We start from the raw sequence: 18,291 nt of genomic DNA on the forward strand, positions 1-18,291 counted from the left end.
TCACCCCTCTAGTCTACTCGATTCTGTAATGGTGCTATTTGTAGTGCTTCGACCACGTCCTCCAGCTTCATGCCCCTTGAGGCTTTGAACAAGACAACGTCTCTGGGATGTAGTTTCTCCAGTAGATAACGGGTCATTTCTTCTTTATCTATAAAAGCATGCACAGCCTCTGCCGGCATATGCTTTCTTGCTCCTTCAGCAATATGCGCTGATAGCGGGCCATATACGAGCACCATGTCCATTTTGGCAGATGTAATATACTCACCAATTCCAAGATGCAGATCCTGCTCCTGAGGACCAAGTTCAAGCATATCACCAAGCACAGCCACTTTCATGCGATATCCTTTCAGACCTTCCAAGACATCGATTGCGGCCTTCATGGAGGTTGGACTTGCATTGTATGCATCATTCAGCAGGGTTAGACCACTAACACCTTGAGTAACCTCAATACGCATGCCTGTCAGTTTCAAGCGAGATAATCCCGCGGCAATCTGCTCCGTCGTCACTTTGAAATGACGAGCTACAGCCAAAGCAGCCAGACAGTTAACGACATTATGCGTTCCCAGCAGAGGTAGCGTGAATGCATGTTCTCCAGACTGTTTGGTGGTGAAAACTACTCCGTTCTGCGCATTCATAAGTCCTGTAGGATAGTCATCATTATCGGTTTGCAGACCAAATGTAAACCGCTGCAATCCATCGGGTTGTTTCGTTGCAGGCTCTTCAAGGACTTGTGCAATTAAAGGCTCGTCTCCGTTGTAGATCAGTAACCCGCCAGGCTTCAATCCCGCGGCAATCTCGGCTTTGGCTCTGGCAATCTCCAGTCTGGACCCCAGCTGAAGCAGATGTGATTCACCAATATTGGTAATGACCGCTACATCAGGCTGAGCAATAACCGACAGATCGTTAATTTCCCCGCGACCACTCATACCCATCTCCAAAATGATAATCTCGGTATCCGGGTCCATACTTAATACAGTCAGTGGTAAACCAATGTGATTATTGAAGTTGCCTTGCGTCTTATGCACTTTGAACGTCGTCGAGAGAATGGCATCCACGATGTCCTTTGTTGTTGTCTTGCCGTTGCTGCCTGTAATGCCGACAACAGCCGCTTTATTCTCCGCTAGATAAGCAGATGCGAGTGCTTGCAGTGCGACAAGTGTGTCGTCAACAACAATGACAGCTCCTTGTGGCGGAAGACCATGATCCTTTTGCCAGATCGCCCCTGCAGCCCCCTTCTCTAGACAGGCTTGCACAAACTCGTGTCCGTCAAACCTTTCACCCACTAGCGGGATAAACAAACTGCCTTCCAGGGGTTTACGCGAATCGGTAAATACCCCTTCAATCATTACATTGCCATGAGCAGCAACGTCACTTAATGCTCCTCCACACATCTCGGCCAATTGTGCCAATGTTCTTTTTATCAATTGGATTTGCCCCTTATCGCTTCTTTGGCTATGATTCGGTCATCAAAATCGGTTTTGGTTGTGCCGATAATCTGATAGGTCTCGTGACCCTTGCCCGCAATCAATACTACATCGGCTGGGCTTGCCATTTCAATAGCTTCATGAATCGCCTGGCGTCGATCCACAATCATCGTATAACGTTCAGCAGGAACGGATTCTTCAATCAGGCCCTGTTCAATGTCTTTGAGAATCAGATCCGGATCTTCTGTCCGTGGATTATCGGAAGTAACCAGTACAAAATCACTATAATTCGCAGCAATTTTCCCCATGAGAGGGCGTTTGGTACGGTCCCTGTCACCACCACAGCCAAACACGCAGATTACACGTCCTTCGGCAAATTCCTTCACCGTCCGCAGCACATTCTCCAGTCCATCCGGTGTATGGGCATAATCGACAATAACAGCAAATGGCTGTCCTTCGTCCACTCCTTCAACACGTCCATCCACGCCCGGAACCGTCTCCAGACTGCGCTTGATCTCTTCCAGTGGGATACCTTCCACCAGCGCTGCGGAGATGGCTGCCATTGCATTGTACACATTGAATTTGCCTACCATGCGCAAGCGAATATCCGTGCTACCTGCAAATGTATCCACGTGGAAAGAAGTTCCCTGAGAAGTGATTGAGATTTGGGATGCGCGTACATCCGCCTCTTCACCCATGCCATATGTAATCACTTCAGCCGCAGTCACGGAGATGAAATAAGCCGCTGCCGGATCATCTGCATTGATGACAGCGAATTTACGCTGCGAAACATCTTCCGTATAACCGTTACCCAGTCGTGCAAAGAACAATCCTTTGGCCCCGCGATATTCCTCCATGGAATGGTGGTAGTCCAGATGATCCTGCGTCAGGTTAGTGAATACCGCAGTACGGAAATTTGTTCCCTTAACTCGCCCTTGTTCCAATGCGTGAGAAGAAACTTCCATAACACAGCAGTCCGTACCCTTCTGAACCATATCATGCAGACTGCGCTGCAGATCAAGCGCCTCTGGAGTTGTTCCTGACATCGGGTAGGTGCGACCGTCATACCGCATTTGAATGGTACCGATCAATCCCGTCTTGCGTCCGTAATCACTCATGATTTTTTCAATCAAATAGGTGGTCGTCGTTTTTCCGTTCGTTCCCGTTACACCAATCATATTCATCTTCTGGCTTGGCGAGTCAAAAAAGAAGTCTGCCAGAACAGCCATCGCAAACCGGCTGTCCTTCACCAGCAATTGTGGTACAGGCAGATCCAGTTGCCGTTCAACCACCAATGCAACTGCACCTGCATTTACAGCTTTTTCTGCATAATCATGACCATCTACCGTATGTCCCGGAAGACAGATAAACAGATCACCCGGTTTTACCTGCCGGGAATCTGTCTGAAGGTTTTGGCATTCTGTATTCGATTCACCCACGAGGCGGGCGGTGGTCAGCATCGATGCAAATTGTTTTAAAAGCACATGAATAACCTCACTTTTCCAATTATACTTCTGTTTTAACATATGTCTGTATTTATTAATATCGTCAATACAACCAAATAATGAAACGCACTTGGGTGAATTTTGTTGCGCTTGAAGTCGAAACTGCTCCGATTCTCCAGTTATTCATCCTTCGTGTGATCATGTGCATCGTTCAGTACATTACCCATATAAATGCGGATGGTCGATCCCTGATCTACCCTCGCCCCAGGCTTAGGTGCCTGATTAATCACGTATTTACCACTGCCAGACTTCGCCAGCATAAAATTCATGTTCAGGTCTTCGTACAGATCTTCAACAGTAGCTCCTGTCAAGTCTGGGACTGTCACGATTTTAGTTTCACCATACTTGTATTCTTTGGCGACCTGATCCTTCCGAACAGGGACATTCATATAATGCAACGCATCTTCAAGGATGTTCTGCACAATCGGGGCGGCAACCACACCTCCGAACTGAATTCCTTTGGGGTTATCCACTGCGGTATAGACCACAATCTGAGGGTCATCTGCCGGTGCAAATCCGATAAAGGATACAATATGCTCGGTAGAGGAATAACGTCCGTTGATAACCTTCTGGGCTGTACCTGTTTTGCCACCAACCCGGTATCCATCAATGAATGCCGGACGCCCGGTACCTTTTGCGACAACACTCTCGAGTGCTTCACGTACTTGTTTGGATGTATTCTCCGAGATTACCTGACGAACCAGTTCCGGCTTGGCTTCTTCCATGACTTCTCCAGTGACCGGATGGACCCACGCTTTCGTAACATAAGGCTTGTAAAGTTTACCCCCATTGATGGCCGCTGACACAGCTGCTACTTGCTGAATGGGCGTTACGGATACACCTTGACCAAAAGCCGTCGTTGCAAGCTCGACAGGCCCCACTCTGGAAAGTTTGAACAGAATTCCACTGGCTTCTCCGCTGAGGTCGATCCCTGTTTTGGTGCCAAAGCCGAAGTCTTTAATATAGGAGAACAACGATTCTTTGCCCAGCCTCTGCCCCAAAGCCACAAAGCCCGGGTTACATGAGTTCTCCACAACTTGTAAGAAGGTCTGACTTCCGTGACCGCCCTTTTTCCAGCAACGCAGACGAGCTCCACCCACCTCAACATATCCGGGATCAAAAAATTGATCCTGTTGCAGATTGACCTTTTTCTCTTCAAGCGCTGCTGCCAAAGTAATAATCTTAAATGTGGAGCCCGGCTCGTAGGTCATCCAGATCGGTAAATTCCGATTGTATATCTCCGCTGGATATTGCTGATAATCGGCAGGTTCGTATCCCGGCCTGCTGGACATCCCCAAAATTTCACCTGTTTTGGGATTCATCGCTATGGCCAATGCTGAGTTCGCCTGGAACTTCACCATGGCCTGATCCAGTTCTCTCTCCATGATGGACTGAATGGATTTATCAATGGTCAGCTTGAGGTTAAGGCCGTCCTTCGGTTCCACATACTTCTCGGATGAGCCGGGCATTAGCCTTCCGGCCGCATCGGACAAGTAGGACACACTGCCATTCAAACCATTCAGCTTATCATCATATTTTTTCTCGACACCCGTTAAGCCCTGATTATCAATGCCCGTAAAACCAAGAATATGTGCAGCCAAATCATCATAAGGATAAAAACGTTTATTGTCTTCAGCAACAACGATACCCGGAAGCTTCAAATCACGGATGCGCTGAGCTTTCTCCATCGTAATTTTGCGGCCGCCGGGTTGTAGTCTTACAATGAGTTCTCGTTTCTTGATGGTTGCAAGCACTTTCTCTTCCGTCATCCCAAGCAATGGGGCCAGCGCCTTAGCTGTCGTTTCAGCTTCTTTAACCTGAGCCGGAATGGCCATAATGGTCGGTGTTGTCACATTATAGGCCAGAGAGGTTCCATTTCGATCCAGAATCTCCCCCCGCTTGGCTGAGTAAGGAATATTACGCCGCCAGGACTCTTCTGCTTTTGCTGACAATTCGCGGCCTTCCCCGAGCTGTACATAAGCAAGCCTGATCATCAGGGCCGAAAATAACAATACTAAAATCATTAAACTCCATAGCAACCTGCGCCGCAGATTTACGCTTGATCCCTTCACGAAAAGATCCCCCCACTCGTCCCAAAATCATGACATTCGTTCCATTCATGAATATTCAGGACAACCGGGGGTTAGAACAAGCTGTCAGAGCTCCCTATGGTAGCGAAGCCCCGTTTGTTGCTGGATCGTCAGAGGATTCGGATTCATTGGCAGGAGCCTTGTTGTTATCTGTTTCGTCTGTTCCGTCGGTTTTACCTTCTCCGCCCGAAGCTTCTTGTTCCTTCACTTCAGCTTCTGACGACGGATCAGAAGAGACTGGAGCCTCATCGGCTATACCTGTCACTGCAGCTTTGGCAGTTTGCAAGTTCAACTGCACGGTTCTCTGCTCACCTGCGACCTGCTCGGTTTGCTTCACGACATAGCCCTCACCCTTGACCGTAACCCCCACTTTCATGAGAGAAAGTACTTCAAGGGCATCGCGGAGAGATTCACCTGTTAGATCGGGAATCTTCATCTTGCTGCTTTCTTCCGTTAGCAGATAGATTCGTTGGCCTGGATTCATAGAAGCACCAGCAACCGGATACTGCCTAATTACATTATCACCTTGACCAAGAGTCACATAAGCAATACCTGCGCTTAGAAGCTGGCTTCTGGCCTGTTTGGCTGTCTTGCCACTCAAGTCAGGCGCCTTGGCTTGTACGACAGAGACTTCTTTTGACTTTTTGTCAGGAGTTTTGGCTGTATCTTTGGGTACTCCCATGTATTGAAGAGTCTGGCTGACAATCTTTTTGAACACCGGGGCAGCTGCGGTTCCTCCCCCAATGTTGGTTCCATCCGGTTGGTCAATGACAACAAGTATAGCAATCTTCGGATTATTCACGGGTGCGAATCCAATAAACGATACAACGTCTTTTGATTTGCTGTATGCTCCGTTAACAACCTTTCTTGCCGTACCTGTCTTACCAGCTACACGGTAACCTTCAATATAGGCGTTACGACCGGTACCAATCGTTTGGTCTGCAACCACTTGTTCCAGATAACCGCTCACCAGTTTGGAGGATTCCTTGGAAATCACCTGACGAACAACTTTGGGTTTGATCACTTCTGTTGTCCCATCATTCGGGTTCTTGATCTCCTTCACCAGATGTGGCTCCAGCAATTTGCCGCCGTTGGCAATCGCAGAGATGGCTGCGACCTGTTGAATTGGTGTTACCTGTACAAGACCGTGACCATAGGCTGCCGTGGCAATCTCGGATTTGTAAACCAGTGGCTTGATCGGTGACGCTGCCTCATTCGGCAGATCAATACCCGTCTTTTTGCCGAAACCAAATTCGTCTATGTAATGACGCAGACGTTCACCACCAAGCATGTTGTAACCCAGATTAACAAAAGCAATGTTACTTGACCGTTTAACACCTTCGAGATAAGAGATCCAACCATAGGCATGACCATTATCACTAATCGGGAAACCACCGATATACATACGTTTGGATTCAAAACTTGCATTGGGATCAAAGAGTTTTTCTTCTACAGCCCCTGCTAGCGTAACTATTTTGAATGTACTACCTGGCTCATAGATGGATTGAGTAGCATGGTTGATAAAATTCTTTTGATCAGGTGTACTCCCATACGTATTAGGGTTAAAGGTTGGCCAGTTGGCCATCCCTAGAATCTCCATTGTGTTTGGGTCGGCGGCAATGACCGTCATGCTCAGAGGGTTATACTTGGCAACGGCTTCTTTCATTGCATCCTCAATGTAGAACTGGATCGTATCATCGATGGTCAGCGTAAGATTTTTCCCGTTCTGAGGTGGCAGATAGTTATCCTGTGAATCCGGAAGTTTAATGCCTTTGGCGTCCTTCTGATAATTCAGATACCCATCTGTGCCTGTCAATGCTTCATCATATGAGACTTCAAGTCCATTGACAGCTTTCCCATCACGGCTCATATATCCCAAGAGATGAGAAGCAAGTGTTTCTTCAGGGTAAAAACGCTTCGACTCCTGAGCCATCACAATTGCATTACGAGCCTTGTACTCTTCTTGTAATTCCTCACGCAGTTCGTTGACTTTTTCCGCAAGCTCAGGACTTATCTTATATCCTTCACTGCGTACTTCACGCTGCTGGAAAAAATCGCCATTTTCTTTCTTCGCTGTGACTAGAGCACGCATCTCACTCTCATTTTTCCCTAAAAGGGTAGAGAGTTTCTCCGTGACAACATCCTGTATGCCAAGTTCATCGATCAAGAGGGGATTGACCGAAACCGTATACGCAGGCGCGTCAGTAGCCAAAATGTTACCATTTCGATCCGTAATCGTTCCACGTGCAGCCTTAATCGTCTGTTCCCGCTCTACCAAACCGGCTGCCCGTTCCTGCCATACACCGCCATTCACAATTTGAATGAAAAAGATTCGGGTTACGAGTACAAGAAAAAAGAGGGTAATACATCCCCCTATAAGCAACGTGCGCATCTTTATTCTTTTTATCATCGGAACACCTCTTTACTTACTGCTTGCTGTATTTGAGGACGATTCAGTACCAGTTGATTTTGTACTTGTTGAGCGAGGTACATAAATGACATCTTTACCGGAAGCTTCAACGTAACCCAGTTGTTTTGCATTTTCGATGACCTGGTTGTTCAATGTTTCTTTTTCCACCTGCAGGTCTGCAATTGTCTTTTCATACCCCTTGATATCCGAAATAGTGGACTGTGCCTGCTTGTTCAGATCATAGATATGAGCATAACGAGACATCAAGGCTCCTCCAACAAGGATCACTGCAACCAGGGTAATCAGATACAAAATTTTCTCGCGTGCCGGAAGACCCGTACGACGGGTCACCACTTTGGTGGTTTCTTTGTATCGTTGCTGGGTCACACGTTCCTGGGACGCTTTTTCTTTTACAGCGAGATTACCACGTGTATATGCCATACTCCGATTCTCTCCTCCACTCTTGATCTACAATTTCTCGGCTACGCGCAGCTTGGCTGAACGAGCACGTGAATTTTCGTCCAATTCCGTTTCCGTTGGAATCAACGGTTTTCTGTTAACTAAACGCAGGGTACCCTTGCCGCCGCATACACACAACGGAAAATCGGGTGGACATGTACATTTTTCCAGATAGCTGCTGAAAATCTGTTTACATATCCGATCCTCAAGGGAGTGGAAGGTAATAACAGATACACGTCCTCCTGGTGCCAGACAACGAACAGCCTGATGCAAGCCTTCTTCAAACGCACCCAACTCATCGTTGACGGCAATGCGTAATGCCTGGAAGCTGCGTTTGGCAGGATGTCCACCAGTACGGCGAGCTGCCGCCGGGATGCCTTCCTTGATCAGTTCCACGAGTTCACCTGTCGTCTCAATGGTAGACTGCGCTCGTTTTCCGACGATAACACGGGCAATTCTTCTCGAAAACTTCTCTTCACCATAGCGATACAAAATTCGGGCAATCTCTTCTTCTGGCCACTCATTCACAATCTCTTTGGCCGTCAGCATTGCATCCTGGTCCATTCGCATATCGAGCGGAGCATCGTGATTGTAGCTGAATCCACGTTCTCCTTCATCAAATTGCGGAGATGACACACCCAAGTCATACAAAATACCATCGACCTGTGGTACGCCATCCTTCATTGGTACATTCAGATCCTTGAGTACCTGTTCCAGATCTCGAAAATTGGTTTTCACCAATGTTACACGTTCTCCATAGGCAGCGAGCTTCTCGCGAGCATTATCCAAAGCCCAATCATCCTGATCAAGTGCGATCAGACGTCCCCCTGGACCGAGCTTGGAAGCAATCACGGAGCTATGTCCGCCACCGCCTAAAGTGCAGTCCACGTATATATCGTCCTGCTTGATGTTTAATCCCTCTGTTGCCTCTTCTTTGAGTACGGTTATGTGGTGAAACAACCTGCACCCCTCCTGACTTTATAAATCAAAATTAAAATCGACCAGCTTTTCGGCAATGTCGTTGAATGCTTCTTCGGATTGATTGAAATAACTCTCCCATATGCCTTTGCTCCAAATCTCCACCCGGTTCGACACGCCAAGAACAACACAATCCTTGTCCAGCTTGGCATACTCTCTTAAATTGCCCGGCAGATTTACCCTGCCCTGTTTGTCCAGTTCACATTCGGTTGCACCCGAGAAAAAAAATCGGGTAAACGCACGTGCATCAGATTTCATCAATGGCAGTGCTTTGAGCTTCTGTTCCATGACCCCCCACTCCTCCATGGGGTACACGAAAAGACACTGGTCCAAACCCCGTGTGACAACGAAAGACGGTCCCAGAGATTCGCGGAATTTAGCCGGAATGATAACCCGACCCTTATCATCAATGCTATGTTGGAACTCCCCCATAAACATTGGCCCACTCACTCCTCACCCGTTTCTCCCACTTTGCCCCACTTTCCACCACCTAAGCATAATAGATTCGCACAAAAAAATCAAAACCCTTCTTGCATTACTTGATTTTTTAATTTTTCAGCATAAAAAAACGTCCTTGATCCTGTCACTCAGGATCAAAGACGTTTCCCTTAAACGGGCATTCGTATGTCTACCCGCACATGAGCCATATCATCAATAAACCATTCTATACCTATTGAGTCATTTCATCAGCTTGTAATTATTGGATAGAGCTTAAAATTTCCAGCTATCCAGGTATTTTTCTTGCTCAGCTGACAAGGAGTCGATGCCAATATTCAGGCTTTCAAGTTTATAGCTGGCAACCTGTTGGTCGATATCATAAGGTACATTAACCACGTTTTTACCCAAGTTTTCATAATTCTCACTCACATAACGCAGACCAAGTGCCTGGAGAGCAAACGTTGTATCCATGATTTCGGCAGGGTGACCATCTGCTGCACCCAGGTTTACAAGACGACCTTCTGCAAGAAGATACATTTTACGACCGTCTTTGAAACGATATTCCTCAATGTTGCGGCGAACTGTGCGAATCGATTCCGAACGTTTAGCCAGTTCAGGTTTATTCACTTCAACATCAAAGTGACCTGCATTACTCAGAATCGCTCCGTCCTTCATTACATCGTAATGCTCACCTGTGATAACATCCTTATTGCCTGTAACTGCGATGAAGAAATCGCCCAATTTGGCGGCTTCCACCATCGTCATGACCCGGAATCCATCCATGTGTGCTTCTACCGCTTTGATTGGATCGATCTCGGTTACGATCACATTCGCTCCAAGACCTTTGGCGCGCATCGCTACACCTTTACCACACCAGCCATAACCTGCTACCACTACGTTTTTACCAGCGATAACCAAGTTAGTTGTACGAATAATCCCGTCGAATGCAGATTGTCCCGTACCGTAGCGATTGTCAAACAGATACTTGCAGTATGCGTCATTAACCGCAACCATCGGAAACTTCAATTGGCCTTCTTTCGCCAATGCTTTCAAACGAATAATACCCGTTGTCGTTTCTTCTGCTCCTCCGCGAATGGTTGCTGCGAGGTCAGGGCGCTCGGATGCAATAATGGTTGCAAAGTCTCCACCATCATCAATAATGAGATCAGGCTTCACCTCAAGCGCACGCAGTTGCAGTGATTTGAATTCCGCAGGCTCCGGATTGTACTTCGCATAAACTGTAACGCCGTCTTCCACTAATGCTGCGCAGACATCATCTTGTGTAGACAATGGGTTGCTGTGTGTAATCGTTACTTCCGCCCCACCCGCTTGGATCACTTTTGCCAAGTAAGCTGTTTTCGCCTCCAGATGAAGACAAATGGCAACCTTCAAACCTTTGAAGGGCAGATCCTGTTCGAACTGGCGACGAATGCGGTTTAATACCGGCATGTGTGCTTCTACCCAATCAATTTTCAGGTGACCCTCTGAAGCAAGTCCCATATCTTTAACAATACTGTTTTGCAATGCAGGTGTAGTCATTCCATTTCCTCCTTGTTTATGTGTTTCTTCTATTATAAAGGGCTCTATAGTGCAATAACCTTGTGCTCTCCAAGGAATTCGCTTGAGTCCTTAATCAGTTCATCGATCCACTCGGTGCCATAACGATTCAGGTAAAAGAGTGCATTATGTACTCGTTCCTGTGGTTTGCCCGTTGGGAATAAGGAGTTCTGAATGCCATTCCAGTGCCTTAGACTCACATTATGTTTATCTTCGATAGCTTTGTGAGTCTGCTGTTTCAGATACTGCATTTGCTCGTTGATTTTACTCAAATTGGTATCGCCAATTCGTTCCAGACCCGGATGAATCTCCGCGATCTCATCTAACAACGGTCCATACAGATCAAGAAACGCTTCCTGAACCTTGTCAAACTGTTCATCTACCTGGAACGTCTCCTGCTGTGCGAGCCACTGCTCCTTCTTTTCTTCCATATGATATTGAACATCCTGAAAAGAAAGTCCATATTGTTTCATATGTTTGTGATGAATATCTTCCATAATGGTGAAGGACAACCGCGGCAACAAAATGGGCATTTGCAATCCGAACTGATGGAAAGCTTCCCGAGTCAAACCCCAATATGCAATTTCACCTTGCCCCAAAATAACAGCGGCTACAGGCAGCACGGAATCTTGCATTAATGGTCGTGTCAATACGTTGTTACTGAAGCGCTCCGGATGTTCTTCCAGTTCCTGAAGCAAACGTTCCTCTGTGAAAGAAACCAAACCTTTGCGATCACTATATAAACCGTCCTTCAACAACAAGAGCAGACGCGTACCTTCATGAATGTAGAACAGATTGGCTCCATCCTCCGCTACTTCGGCAGGCATAGCATAACCAGCTTGTTGTACCAGCGAAGCACCTTGTGTGTATGCGCTGCGCAGCACTTCATTTTTTCGTATCAACCGCTCAAACACGGGCTGTTCCAACCTGCGCAACTCTGGATCTGATGCATCCATTAGAACAAGTCCACTGCTGGCAAACAAGGCAGATATCATGCGGGCAAATGCATCACTCAGATTCGAACTCGATTGATGGATCTCTGTGATGCATTTCATCAATCCTGGTTTATGTATCGTATCAGGTAATAGCTGTTCCACCTGTTCGAGTACATTCATCCACTGCTGCGTATCCACATGAACGTTACTCACAGAATCCCTTCCTGCGAATCGTCCTTGTAACTTGACCTTCTTCATGTCTCCCTGAGGATCAGGTAGATACGTGTGATTAACCTCATCCCAATCATGGTCTTCACCGGCAATCCAAAATACCGGGACTACCGGGCGTTGAAGTCTTTTTTCCGCTTCACGCGCAGCTGCCACTACGCTGGCGGCTTTGTATATGACGAACAGTGGTCCGGTGAGCAGACCGCTTTGCTGTCCTCCTGTAACCACTAGTGCATCTTGTTCTGCAAGACGTGTGATAGACGCATGAACCTCTCCATGGTCGTTCACACGCTTATTATATATACGTAAATACTCTGCCAGATCACGACGATCAATACGTGTGTTTTCCGATTGGTCCAGCCACTCGGCACGCGCCTGAAGTCCTGCTTCCCAGCGAATGTCATACTCGTAAAGGCCACGCGCAGCATCTCTTGAACAGATATAATCTTCTGCAAGTCTTGATCCGCTGCGGAGTGCCTCGGTAATACCGTTCATGAGGTCTGCCTCCTATTCTGCTTCAAAGAGCCTTTCTTGATTGTACCGAATTCAAGGCCGCTTCGTCAAAAGAAAGTGATTAAAATACGAAAAAAACCGCCGAACGAGTCGGCGGCATTTAATACATCAATAATAGCATATCGCTTTAATATTCCTATTATACGTAAGGTTCTGCAACCCAGTGACCTTTGGAAACCTCAATCAATTGAGCATTTTCCAGGTTGTACGGGTCATTTGCAGGACCACCGGATCCATTCTGAATCGGGCTCATATGCTCTTCCGGCAGCAAAATGCGACGCTTGTTCGCTTCCACTTCCGGATCAGGTACAGGAATCGCTGAAAGCAATGTCTTGGTATACGGGTGGACAGGGTTCGCATATAGTTCTTCACTTTCTGCGAGTTCAACCACTTTACCCATGTACATTACAGCGACACGGTCACTGATATGTTTAACCATCGATAAGTCATGCGCGATAAACAGGTATGTCAAGCCGAGACGTTGCTGAAGTTCTTCAAGCAATTTAACGACCTGCGCCTGAATGGATACATCCAGTGCAGACAATGGCTCATCACAGATGATGAATTTAGGGTCTACAGCAAGTGCACGCGCAATCCCGATCCGTTGTCTTTGACCACCGGAGAATTCATGTGGATAACGAAGTGCATGACTTGGATTCAAACCTACCAGATCAAGCAACTCCTCCACTCGTCTCTTGCGCTCTTTAGAGCTGGAAGCCAGACCATGAATATCAAGGGACTCTCCGATAATATCCATAACGTTGAAACGCGGGTTAAGAGATGCATATGGATCTTGGAAAATCATCTGCATATCTTTACGCATCTCTTTCATTTTGCGCGGGGACAACTTGTAGATATCCGTTCCGTTGAAGTTAACACTTCCGCCAGTTGGCTCATAAAGACGCAGAATGGTACGACCTGTTGTGGATTTACCACAGCCGGACTCACCTACAACGCCGAGTGTTTCTCCTTCAAAGATATCAAAGCTTACGTCATTAACCGCTTTAAGAATGTTACCTTTACCCAGATTAAAGTACTGTTTCAAGTTTTTCACTTGTACCAGAGGCTTGTTGCTGCCTTTGATAATACCAGCGGGAGCTGGTTTTTCCTTTTTGGGCTCGTCCAGACGAGGCAAAGCATTCAGCAATTTAATCGTGTATGGATGTTGAGGGTTACTAAAGATTTCAGCAGTTGTTCCTGTTTCAACAACTTCGCCTTCCTTCATAACAACAACACGGTCACACATACCCGCTACGACACCAAGGTCATGCGTGATCAGCATGATCGATGTTCCCAGCTTTTGCTGCATATCTTTCATGACATCCAGAATTTGAGCCTGAATTGTAACGTCAAGTGCAGTTGTCGGCTCATCCGCAATCAGAAGGGATGGACGACATGCAAGGGCGATCGCAATCATGGCACGCTGACGCATACCACCAGAGAATTGGTGAGGATAATGATTCATGCGAATAGCCGCATTTTTAATACCTACAAGTTCCAGCATCTCCAAAGCCGCTTTATTCGCCGCTTGTTTGGACATGTTCTGATGCTTGCGTAATACTTCAGTAATTTGTTTACCAATTTTAATGGTAGGATTCAAAGAAGTCATTGGATCTTGGAAGATCATACCGATATCTTTACCACGAATCGCTTCCATTTGTTTGTCTGTCTTATTCAGCAGGTCTTGCCCGTGAAAAGTAATTTCTCCGCTTTTGACCTTCGAAGGCGGGGAGGGAATCAATTTCATGATGGTTTGGGCGGTAACACTCTTACCACTACCCGATTCACCTACGATCCCCAGCGTCTCTCCTTTGCCAATTTCAAAACTCACATTTTTAACGGCATCAAATTCACCAGAACGTGTTGAGAACGACACACTCAGGTCTTTGACTGTTAAAATCGGCTCCATAATCCCACCTCCTATTTCTATTTACGTAATTTCGGATCGAGTGCGTCACGCAGACCGTCTCCGAGCAAGTTAAATGCAAGCATAGTCAGAACCATCAGACCTGCTGGGAACCACATCCGCCACGGGAATAGCGTCCAGCCTGTAAGTGCATCATTGATCATAGAACCAAGTGAAGATCTTGGTGCAGATACACCCAATCCAAGGAAGCTCAGGAACGCTTCGGCAAAGATTGCATTTGGAATAGACAATGTCAATGTTACAAGAATCGGTCCTATTGCATTGGGCAGCAAATGACGGAACAATTGACGCCCTGTGCTTGCTCCCATGGACCTTGCAGCAAGAATAAAGTCTCTGTTTTTGAGTTGCATAATCTCACCACGCACAATCCATGACATGCTGATCCAGCCTGTGATGGTGAGGGCAATGATAATCGTTGTCAGACTTGGTTCCAGTACAACCAGCAACAAAATTACAACAAGCATGTACGGCAAGGAGTAGAGGATTTCGGAAAACTTGTTCATAATTCCATCTACACGTCCACCGTAGAAACCCATGATCGCTCCATAAATAACCCCGATAACAAGGTCAATCAAGGCTGCGGCCAAACCTACAGTAAGGGATACACGTGCTCCTACCCAAGTTCTTACCCACACGTCACGACCAAGCTCGTCCGTACCGAACCAGTGCTCCGCACTCGGCGCTGCATTGGCATTCAACAAATCATTGGAATAATAATTATAACTTGTAAACAAAGAAGTTGGACCAATCAAAGAGAAAATCACGACAAGAACCAATACACCCAGACTGATCATAGCAGCCTTATTGGTTGCAAGTCTGTACATGGCATCTTTAAAAAGGGATACACTTTCTTGCGGTTTAACCGCTGCCTGACTAGTCAGGTTCGTGTTCGCCGTTTCATTCTTTTTATTATTCGTGCCAGACAACGTTATGCCCCCTTCCGGCTTTCCAGCTTAATTCTAGGATCAATCAGCACGTAAGCGATATCCGTAAAGAAACGAGCCAACATCAGGAGGATACCATAGAAAATTGTAATCCCCATGATCATAGTGTAATCACGGTTTGTGATACTCTCTACGAATACTTTACCAATTCCCCCGATGTTAAAGATCTGTTCAATTACAACGGAACCTGTGATGATATTCGCTGTCATTGGACCAACATAAGTTACTACCGGTAGAATACCGTTTCTTACAACGTGTTTAAACATAATTGCAGGCCATTTCAGACCTTTGGCTTTAGCTGTTTTGATATAATCTGCATGTAAGACTTCAAGCATGCTCGAACGCGTCAAACGAGCGATAAAAGCAATCGGAGATGCAGATAGCGCTGCAACCGGAAGAACGTAATCCAATGGACCATCAAAGCCCATAACGTTAAACCAGCCTAATTTAGTAGCAAAGAGATACTGCAATAGTGACGCAAGCAAGAAGCTCGGAACAGCTATACCTATGACAGCGAGGATCATCGTGATATCATCAATGAGTTTACGATGGTAAACTGCAGCAATAAGCCCCAGCAAAACACCCACGATAATGGAGATAACAATTGCAAACACTCCAAGCTTCAGCGAAGCGGTGAATGTTTCGCCGATCATTCCGGCTACATCTCGATTGAGATATTTCATTGAGACTCCGAAATCTCCCTTAAGGATTCCACCCATATACTTCAGGTATTGTTCATACATCGGTTTGTCCAATCCATACTTCTGTTCCAGCAAAACCCGAATTTCAGGCGATACTTTTTTCTCGGATGTAAAAGGGTCACCCGGAATAGCCTTCATCAGGAAGAAGGTTGCAGATGCGAGTATGAAAAGCGATAGCAGCATAAATAATAGTTTTTTCAACACATACTTAACCAACCCTTGCACACCTCCACAAACAATATTTTGTATACAAATCGATTGTAGAATTAGACAGAAATAAAGTCCAATCCATTTATCGGAAATTTCAAGAATTATAAGGAAAATCGGTGCACATACAAAAAAATCGGGATATATATGGAATTCCACATATATATCCCGAAGTAATCATATTAGACTTCAGAACAACTTATTTCTCTTCCAGATATGCACGCGTGAAGTCAATAGCTCCACTGAAATCAAGTTGTACGCCTTTCAGGTAAGGCTTGGTCAAAGATACGTTAGTGTAGTAATAGATTGGCATAACGCCCATTTCATCTTGAATCAGGATTTTCTCAGCGTCAGCAAATGCAGCCATACGTGTAGCTGGATCAGCAGATTTTACAGTTTCTTTAACATCTTTGTCATACTGTTCGTTGCTGAATTTGGAATCATTGTTTGTGTTTCCAGTAGTCCACATTTCCAAGAAGTTGTATGGATCGTTGTAGTCAGCAGACCAACCTGCACGAGCTACTTGGAAGTTTTGGTTTTGACGGTTCTCAAGGAATACGCCCCACTCTTGGTTTTCTGTTTTCACATCAACACCAAGATTTTGTTTCCACATGTCAGCAATCGCCAAAGCGATTTTCGCGTGACCATCACTAGTGTTGTAGATCAAAGTAACAGCTGGCAATGTTGTGTAACCTTCTTCTTTCATACCTTCAGCAAGCAATGCTTTAGCTTCATCCACATTTTCAGTAAAGTAATCGTCTTTGTGCTCATCACGGAATTCGCCGTTTTCACCACGGATACCTGGAGGTACAAATCCGAATGCTGGAATTTGTCCACCTTGTGTAACTTTGTCAACAATCAACTGACGCTGAATAGCCATTGCAAATGCTTTACGGATTTTAACGTTGTTAAATGGTGCTTCGTTTACGTTGAACTGGTAGTAGTACGTACTTGCAATACCAGTAGCTTTGAACTCGTCCGGCAATTCCGCTTTTACAGAAGGAATTTGGTCGGATGGAATTTCACCGTTAGGTGCACCAGTGTAGTCCAATTGTCCTGATTTGTAAGCTTGCAGTTCGGAAGCACTGCTGTTCGTCAGAGACATATCGATTTCAGCCAATTTAATATCGGCAGCTGCATGGTAACCATCGTTTTTCTTCACAACAATTTTTTGACCTTTAGAGTATTGATCCATTACAAATGGTCCGTTAACGATCATGTTTTTGTAGTCTGTGAAGAATTTGTCATTGGTGTCAGCAGATGCATGTACTGGGTAGTACGTGTAGAATGCTGTCAGACCCAAGAAGTAAGGTGTTGGGTTTTCCAACGTTACTTCCAATGTGTGTTCATCAGTAGCTTTAACGCCTACTTGTGAGAAATCTGTGACTTTAGTACCTTTGTATGTTTCATCTTTGCTGAGGTTGTAACCTTCAGCACCTTTGATGTAGTACAATTGGTAAGCATATGGAGAAGCTGTTTCCGGTTTCAAAGCACGTTCCCAAGAACGAACAAAGTCTTCGGCAGTGATTGCATCACCGTTGCTCCATTTAGCATCCGGGTTCAGGTTGAAAACATATTTCAAACCATCTTCGGAAATTTTCCAGTCTTTAGCTACGCCCGCTTGTTCTTTACCATCAGCATCGATGCGTACAAGACCTTCATACAAGAATTTCAGAACTGTGTTGGTTTGGCTGTCTTTTGCTTGAGCCGGGTCCAACGTAGGAGGTTCAGCTGACAGGTTGATTTTCAGAATTTGATCTTTAGCAAGACCATTTCCTTCGCTTGCAGAACCAGTATCGGTGTTACCTGTGCCTTCGTTTTTCGATCCGCACGCTGCAAGTACGGTACCGAACGCCAAAATCAGCGTCAAAAGGACTAATAGACTTTTCCTTTTCATCTAACACGTTCCCCCTAAATTGATATGGTTTATATGTTTATAGATTATACAACCACCGGTCAAAAAAATCTACATTAC

The 18,291-nt window shown here is 45.9% G+C and carries 13 protein-coding genes; all 13 read right to left on the reverse strand.

Annotated elements, in window-relative coordinates:
- Nucleotides 1–8: 8 nt before the first annotated feature.
- The 13 genes from QVE09_RS13140 to QVE09_RS13200 all read right to left on the reverse strand — a co-directional run bounded on the left by QVE09_RS13140 (nucleotide 9) and on the right by QVE09_RS13200 (nucleotide 18,213).
- A complete protein-coding gene (locus QVE09_RS13140; protein ID WP_315937372.1) occupies nucleotides 9–1,421 on the reverse strand; it encodes a UDP-N-acetylmuramoyl-tripeptide--D-alanyl-D-alanine ligase in 1,413 nt (470 codons plus the stop codon).
- Nucleotides 1,421–2,908 (reverse strand): UDP-N-acetylmuramoyl-L-alanyl-D-glutamate--2,6-diaminopimelate ligase, encoded by a 1,488-nt coding sequence (locus tag QVE09_RS13145; protein WP_315937126.1) that lies wholly within the window; start codon nucleotides 2,906–2,908, stop codon nucleotides 1,421–1,423. The genes QVE09_RS13140 and QVE09_RS13145 overlap by 1 nt, the downstream gene beginning before the upstream one ends.
- Before the next feature lie 140 nt (nucleotides 2,909–3,048).
- Nucleotides 3,049–5,001, reverse strand: a complete 1,953-nt coding sequence (locus QVE09_RS13150) for a stage V sporulation protein D (RefSeq protein WP_315937127.1) — start codon at nucleotides 4,999–5,001, stop codon at nucleotides 3,049–3,051.
- A gap of 94 nt (nucleotides 5,002–5,095) precedes the next feature.
- Nucleotides 5,096–7,429 carry a penicillin-binding transpeptidase domain-containing protein gene (locus QVE09_RS13155; RefSeq protein ID WP_315937128.1) on the reverse strand — a complete coding sequence of 778 codons (2,334 nt, stop codon included), beginning with the start codon at nucleotides 7,427–7,429 and terminating at the stop codon, nucleotides 5,096–5,098.
- A gap of 12 nt (nucleotides 7,430–7,441) precedes the next feature.
- Complete coding sequence (locus QVE09_RS13160) at nucleotides 7,442–7,870, reverse strand: hypothetical protein (RefSeq protein ID WP_036674831.1); 429 nt, start codon at nucleotides 7,868–7,870, stop codon at nucleotides 7,442–7,444.
- 27 nt (nucleotides 7,871–7,897) lie between these two features.
- Nucleotides 7,898–8,848, reverse strand: a complete 951-nt coding sequence (gene rsmH / locus QVE09_RS13165) for a 16S rRNA (cytosine(1402)-N(4))-methyltransferase RsmH (protein WP_315937129.1) — start codon at nucleotides 8,846–8,848, stop codon at nucleotides 7,898–7,900.
- A gap of 18 nt (nucleotides 8,849–8,866) precedes the next feature.
- Nucleotides 8,867–9,304 carry a division/cell wall cluster transcriptional repressor MraZ gene (mraZ, locus tag QVE09_RS13170; protein ID WP_017687291.1) on the reverse strand — a complete coding sequence of 146 codons (438 nt, stop codon included), beginning with the start codon at nucleotides 9,302–9,304 and terminating at the stop codon, nucleotides 8,867–8,869.
- A 273-nt stretch (nucleotides 9,305–9,577) separates the two neighbouring features.
- Nucleotides 9,578–10,843, reverse strand: a complete 1,266-nt coding sequence (locus QVE09_RS13175; RefSeq protein WP_047843755.1) for an adenosylhomocysteinase — start codon at nucleotides 10,841–10,843, stop codon at nucleotides 9,578–9,580.
- A gap of 44 nt (nucleotides 10,844–10,887) precedes the next feature.
- On the reverse strand, nucleotides 10,888–12,519 hold the full coding sequence (gene bshC, locus QVE09_RS13180; protein ID WP_315937130.1) for a bacillithiol biosynthesis cysteine-adding enzyme BshC: 1,632 nt from the start codon (nucleotides 12,517–12,519) through the stop codon (nucleotides 10,888–10,890).
- 157 nt (nucleotides 12,520–12,676) lie between these two features.
- The gene (locus tag QVE09_RS13185; RefSeq protein ID WP_315937131.1) at nucleotides 12,677–14,446 is read right to left on the reverse strand and encodes an ABC transporter ATP-binding protein; all 1,770 of its coding nucleotides are present in this window, start codon (nucleotides 14,444–14,446) and stop codon (nucleotides 12,677–12,679) included.
- A 17-nt stretch (nucleotides 14,447–14,463) separates the two neighbouring features.
- Nucleotides 14,464–15,345, reverse strand: coding sequence for an ABC transporter permease (locus QVE09_RS13190; RefSeq protein WP_371129057.1), 882 nt, complete (start codon nucleotides 15,343–15,345; stop codon nucleotides 14,464–14,466).
- A 47-nt stretch (nucleotides 15,346–15,392) separates the two neighbouring features.
- Nucleotides 15,393–16,325, reverse strand: coding sequence for an ABC transporter permease (locus tag QVE09_RS13195; protein ID WP_076211567.1), 933 nt, complete (start codon nucleotides 16,323–16,325; stop codon nucleotides 15,393–15,395).
- Nucleotides 16,326–16,515: 190 nt separating this feature from the next.
- Complete coding sequence (locus QVE09_RS13200) at nucleotides 16,516–18,213, reverse strand: peptide ABC transporter substrate-binding protein (protein WP_315937132.1); 1,698 nt, start codon at nucleotides 18,211–18,213, stop codon at nucleotides 16,516–16,518.
- Nucleotides 18,214–18,291: the final 78 nt, after the last annotated feature.

Origin of the sequence: Paenibacillus sp. ClWae2A (genome assembly GCF_032452295.1) — a bacterium.
Classification (GTDB): domain Bacteria; phylum Bacillota; class Bacilli; order Paenibacillales; family Paenibacillaceae; genus Paenibacillus.

What these genes read in the sequence shown, in the direction of transcription:
- QVE09_RS13155 (WP_315937128.1), bottom strand. Translation starts at nt 7,429, where the DNA reads ATGATAAAAAGAATAAAGATGCGCACGTTGCTTATAGGGGGATGTATT.
- QVE09_RS13160 (WP_036674831.1), bottom strand. Translation starts at nt 7,870, where the DNA reads ATGGCATATACACGTGGTAATCTCGCTGTAAAAGAAAAAGCGTCCCAG.
- mraZ (WP_017687291.1), bottom strand. Translation starts at nt 9,304, where the DNA reads ATGTTTATGGGGGAGTTCCAACATAGCATTGATGATAAGGGTCGGGTT.
- QVE09_RS13175 (WP_047843755.1), bottom strand. Translation starts at nt 10,843, where the DNA reads ATGACTACACCTGCATTGCAAAACAGTATTGTTAAAGATATGGGACTT.
- bshC (WP_315937130.1), bottom strand. Translation starts at nt 12,519, where the DNA reads ATGAACGGTATTACCGAGGCACTCCGCAGCGGATCAAGACTTGCAGAA.
- QVE09_RS13185 (WP_315937131.1), bottom strand. Translation starts at nt 14,446, where the DNA reads ATGGAGCCGATTTTAACAGTCAAAGACCTGAGTGTGTCGTTCTCAACA.
- QVE09_RS13200 (WP_315937132.1), bottom strand. Translation starts at nt 18,213, where the DNA reads ATGAAAAGGAAAAGTCTATTAGTCCTTTTGACGCTGATTTTGGCGTTC.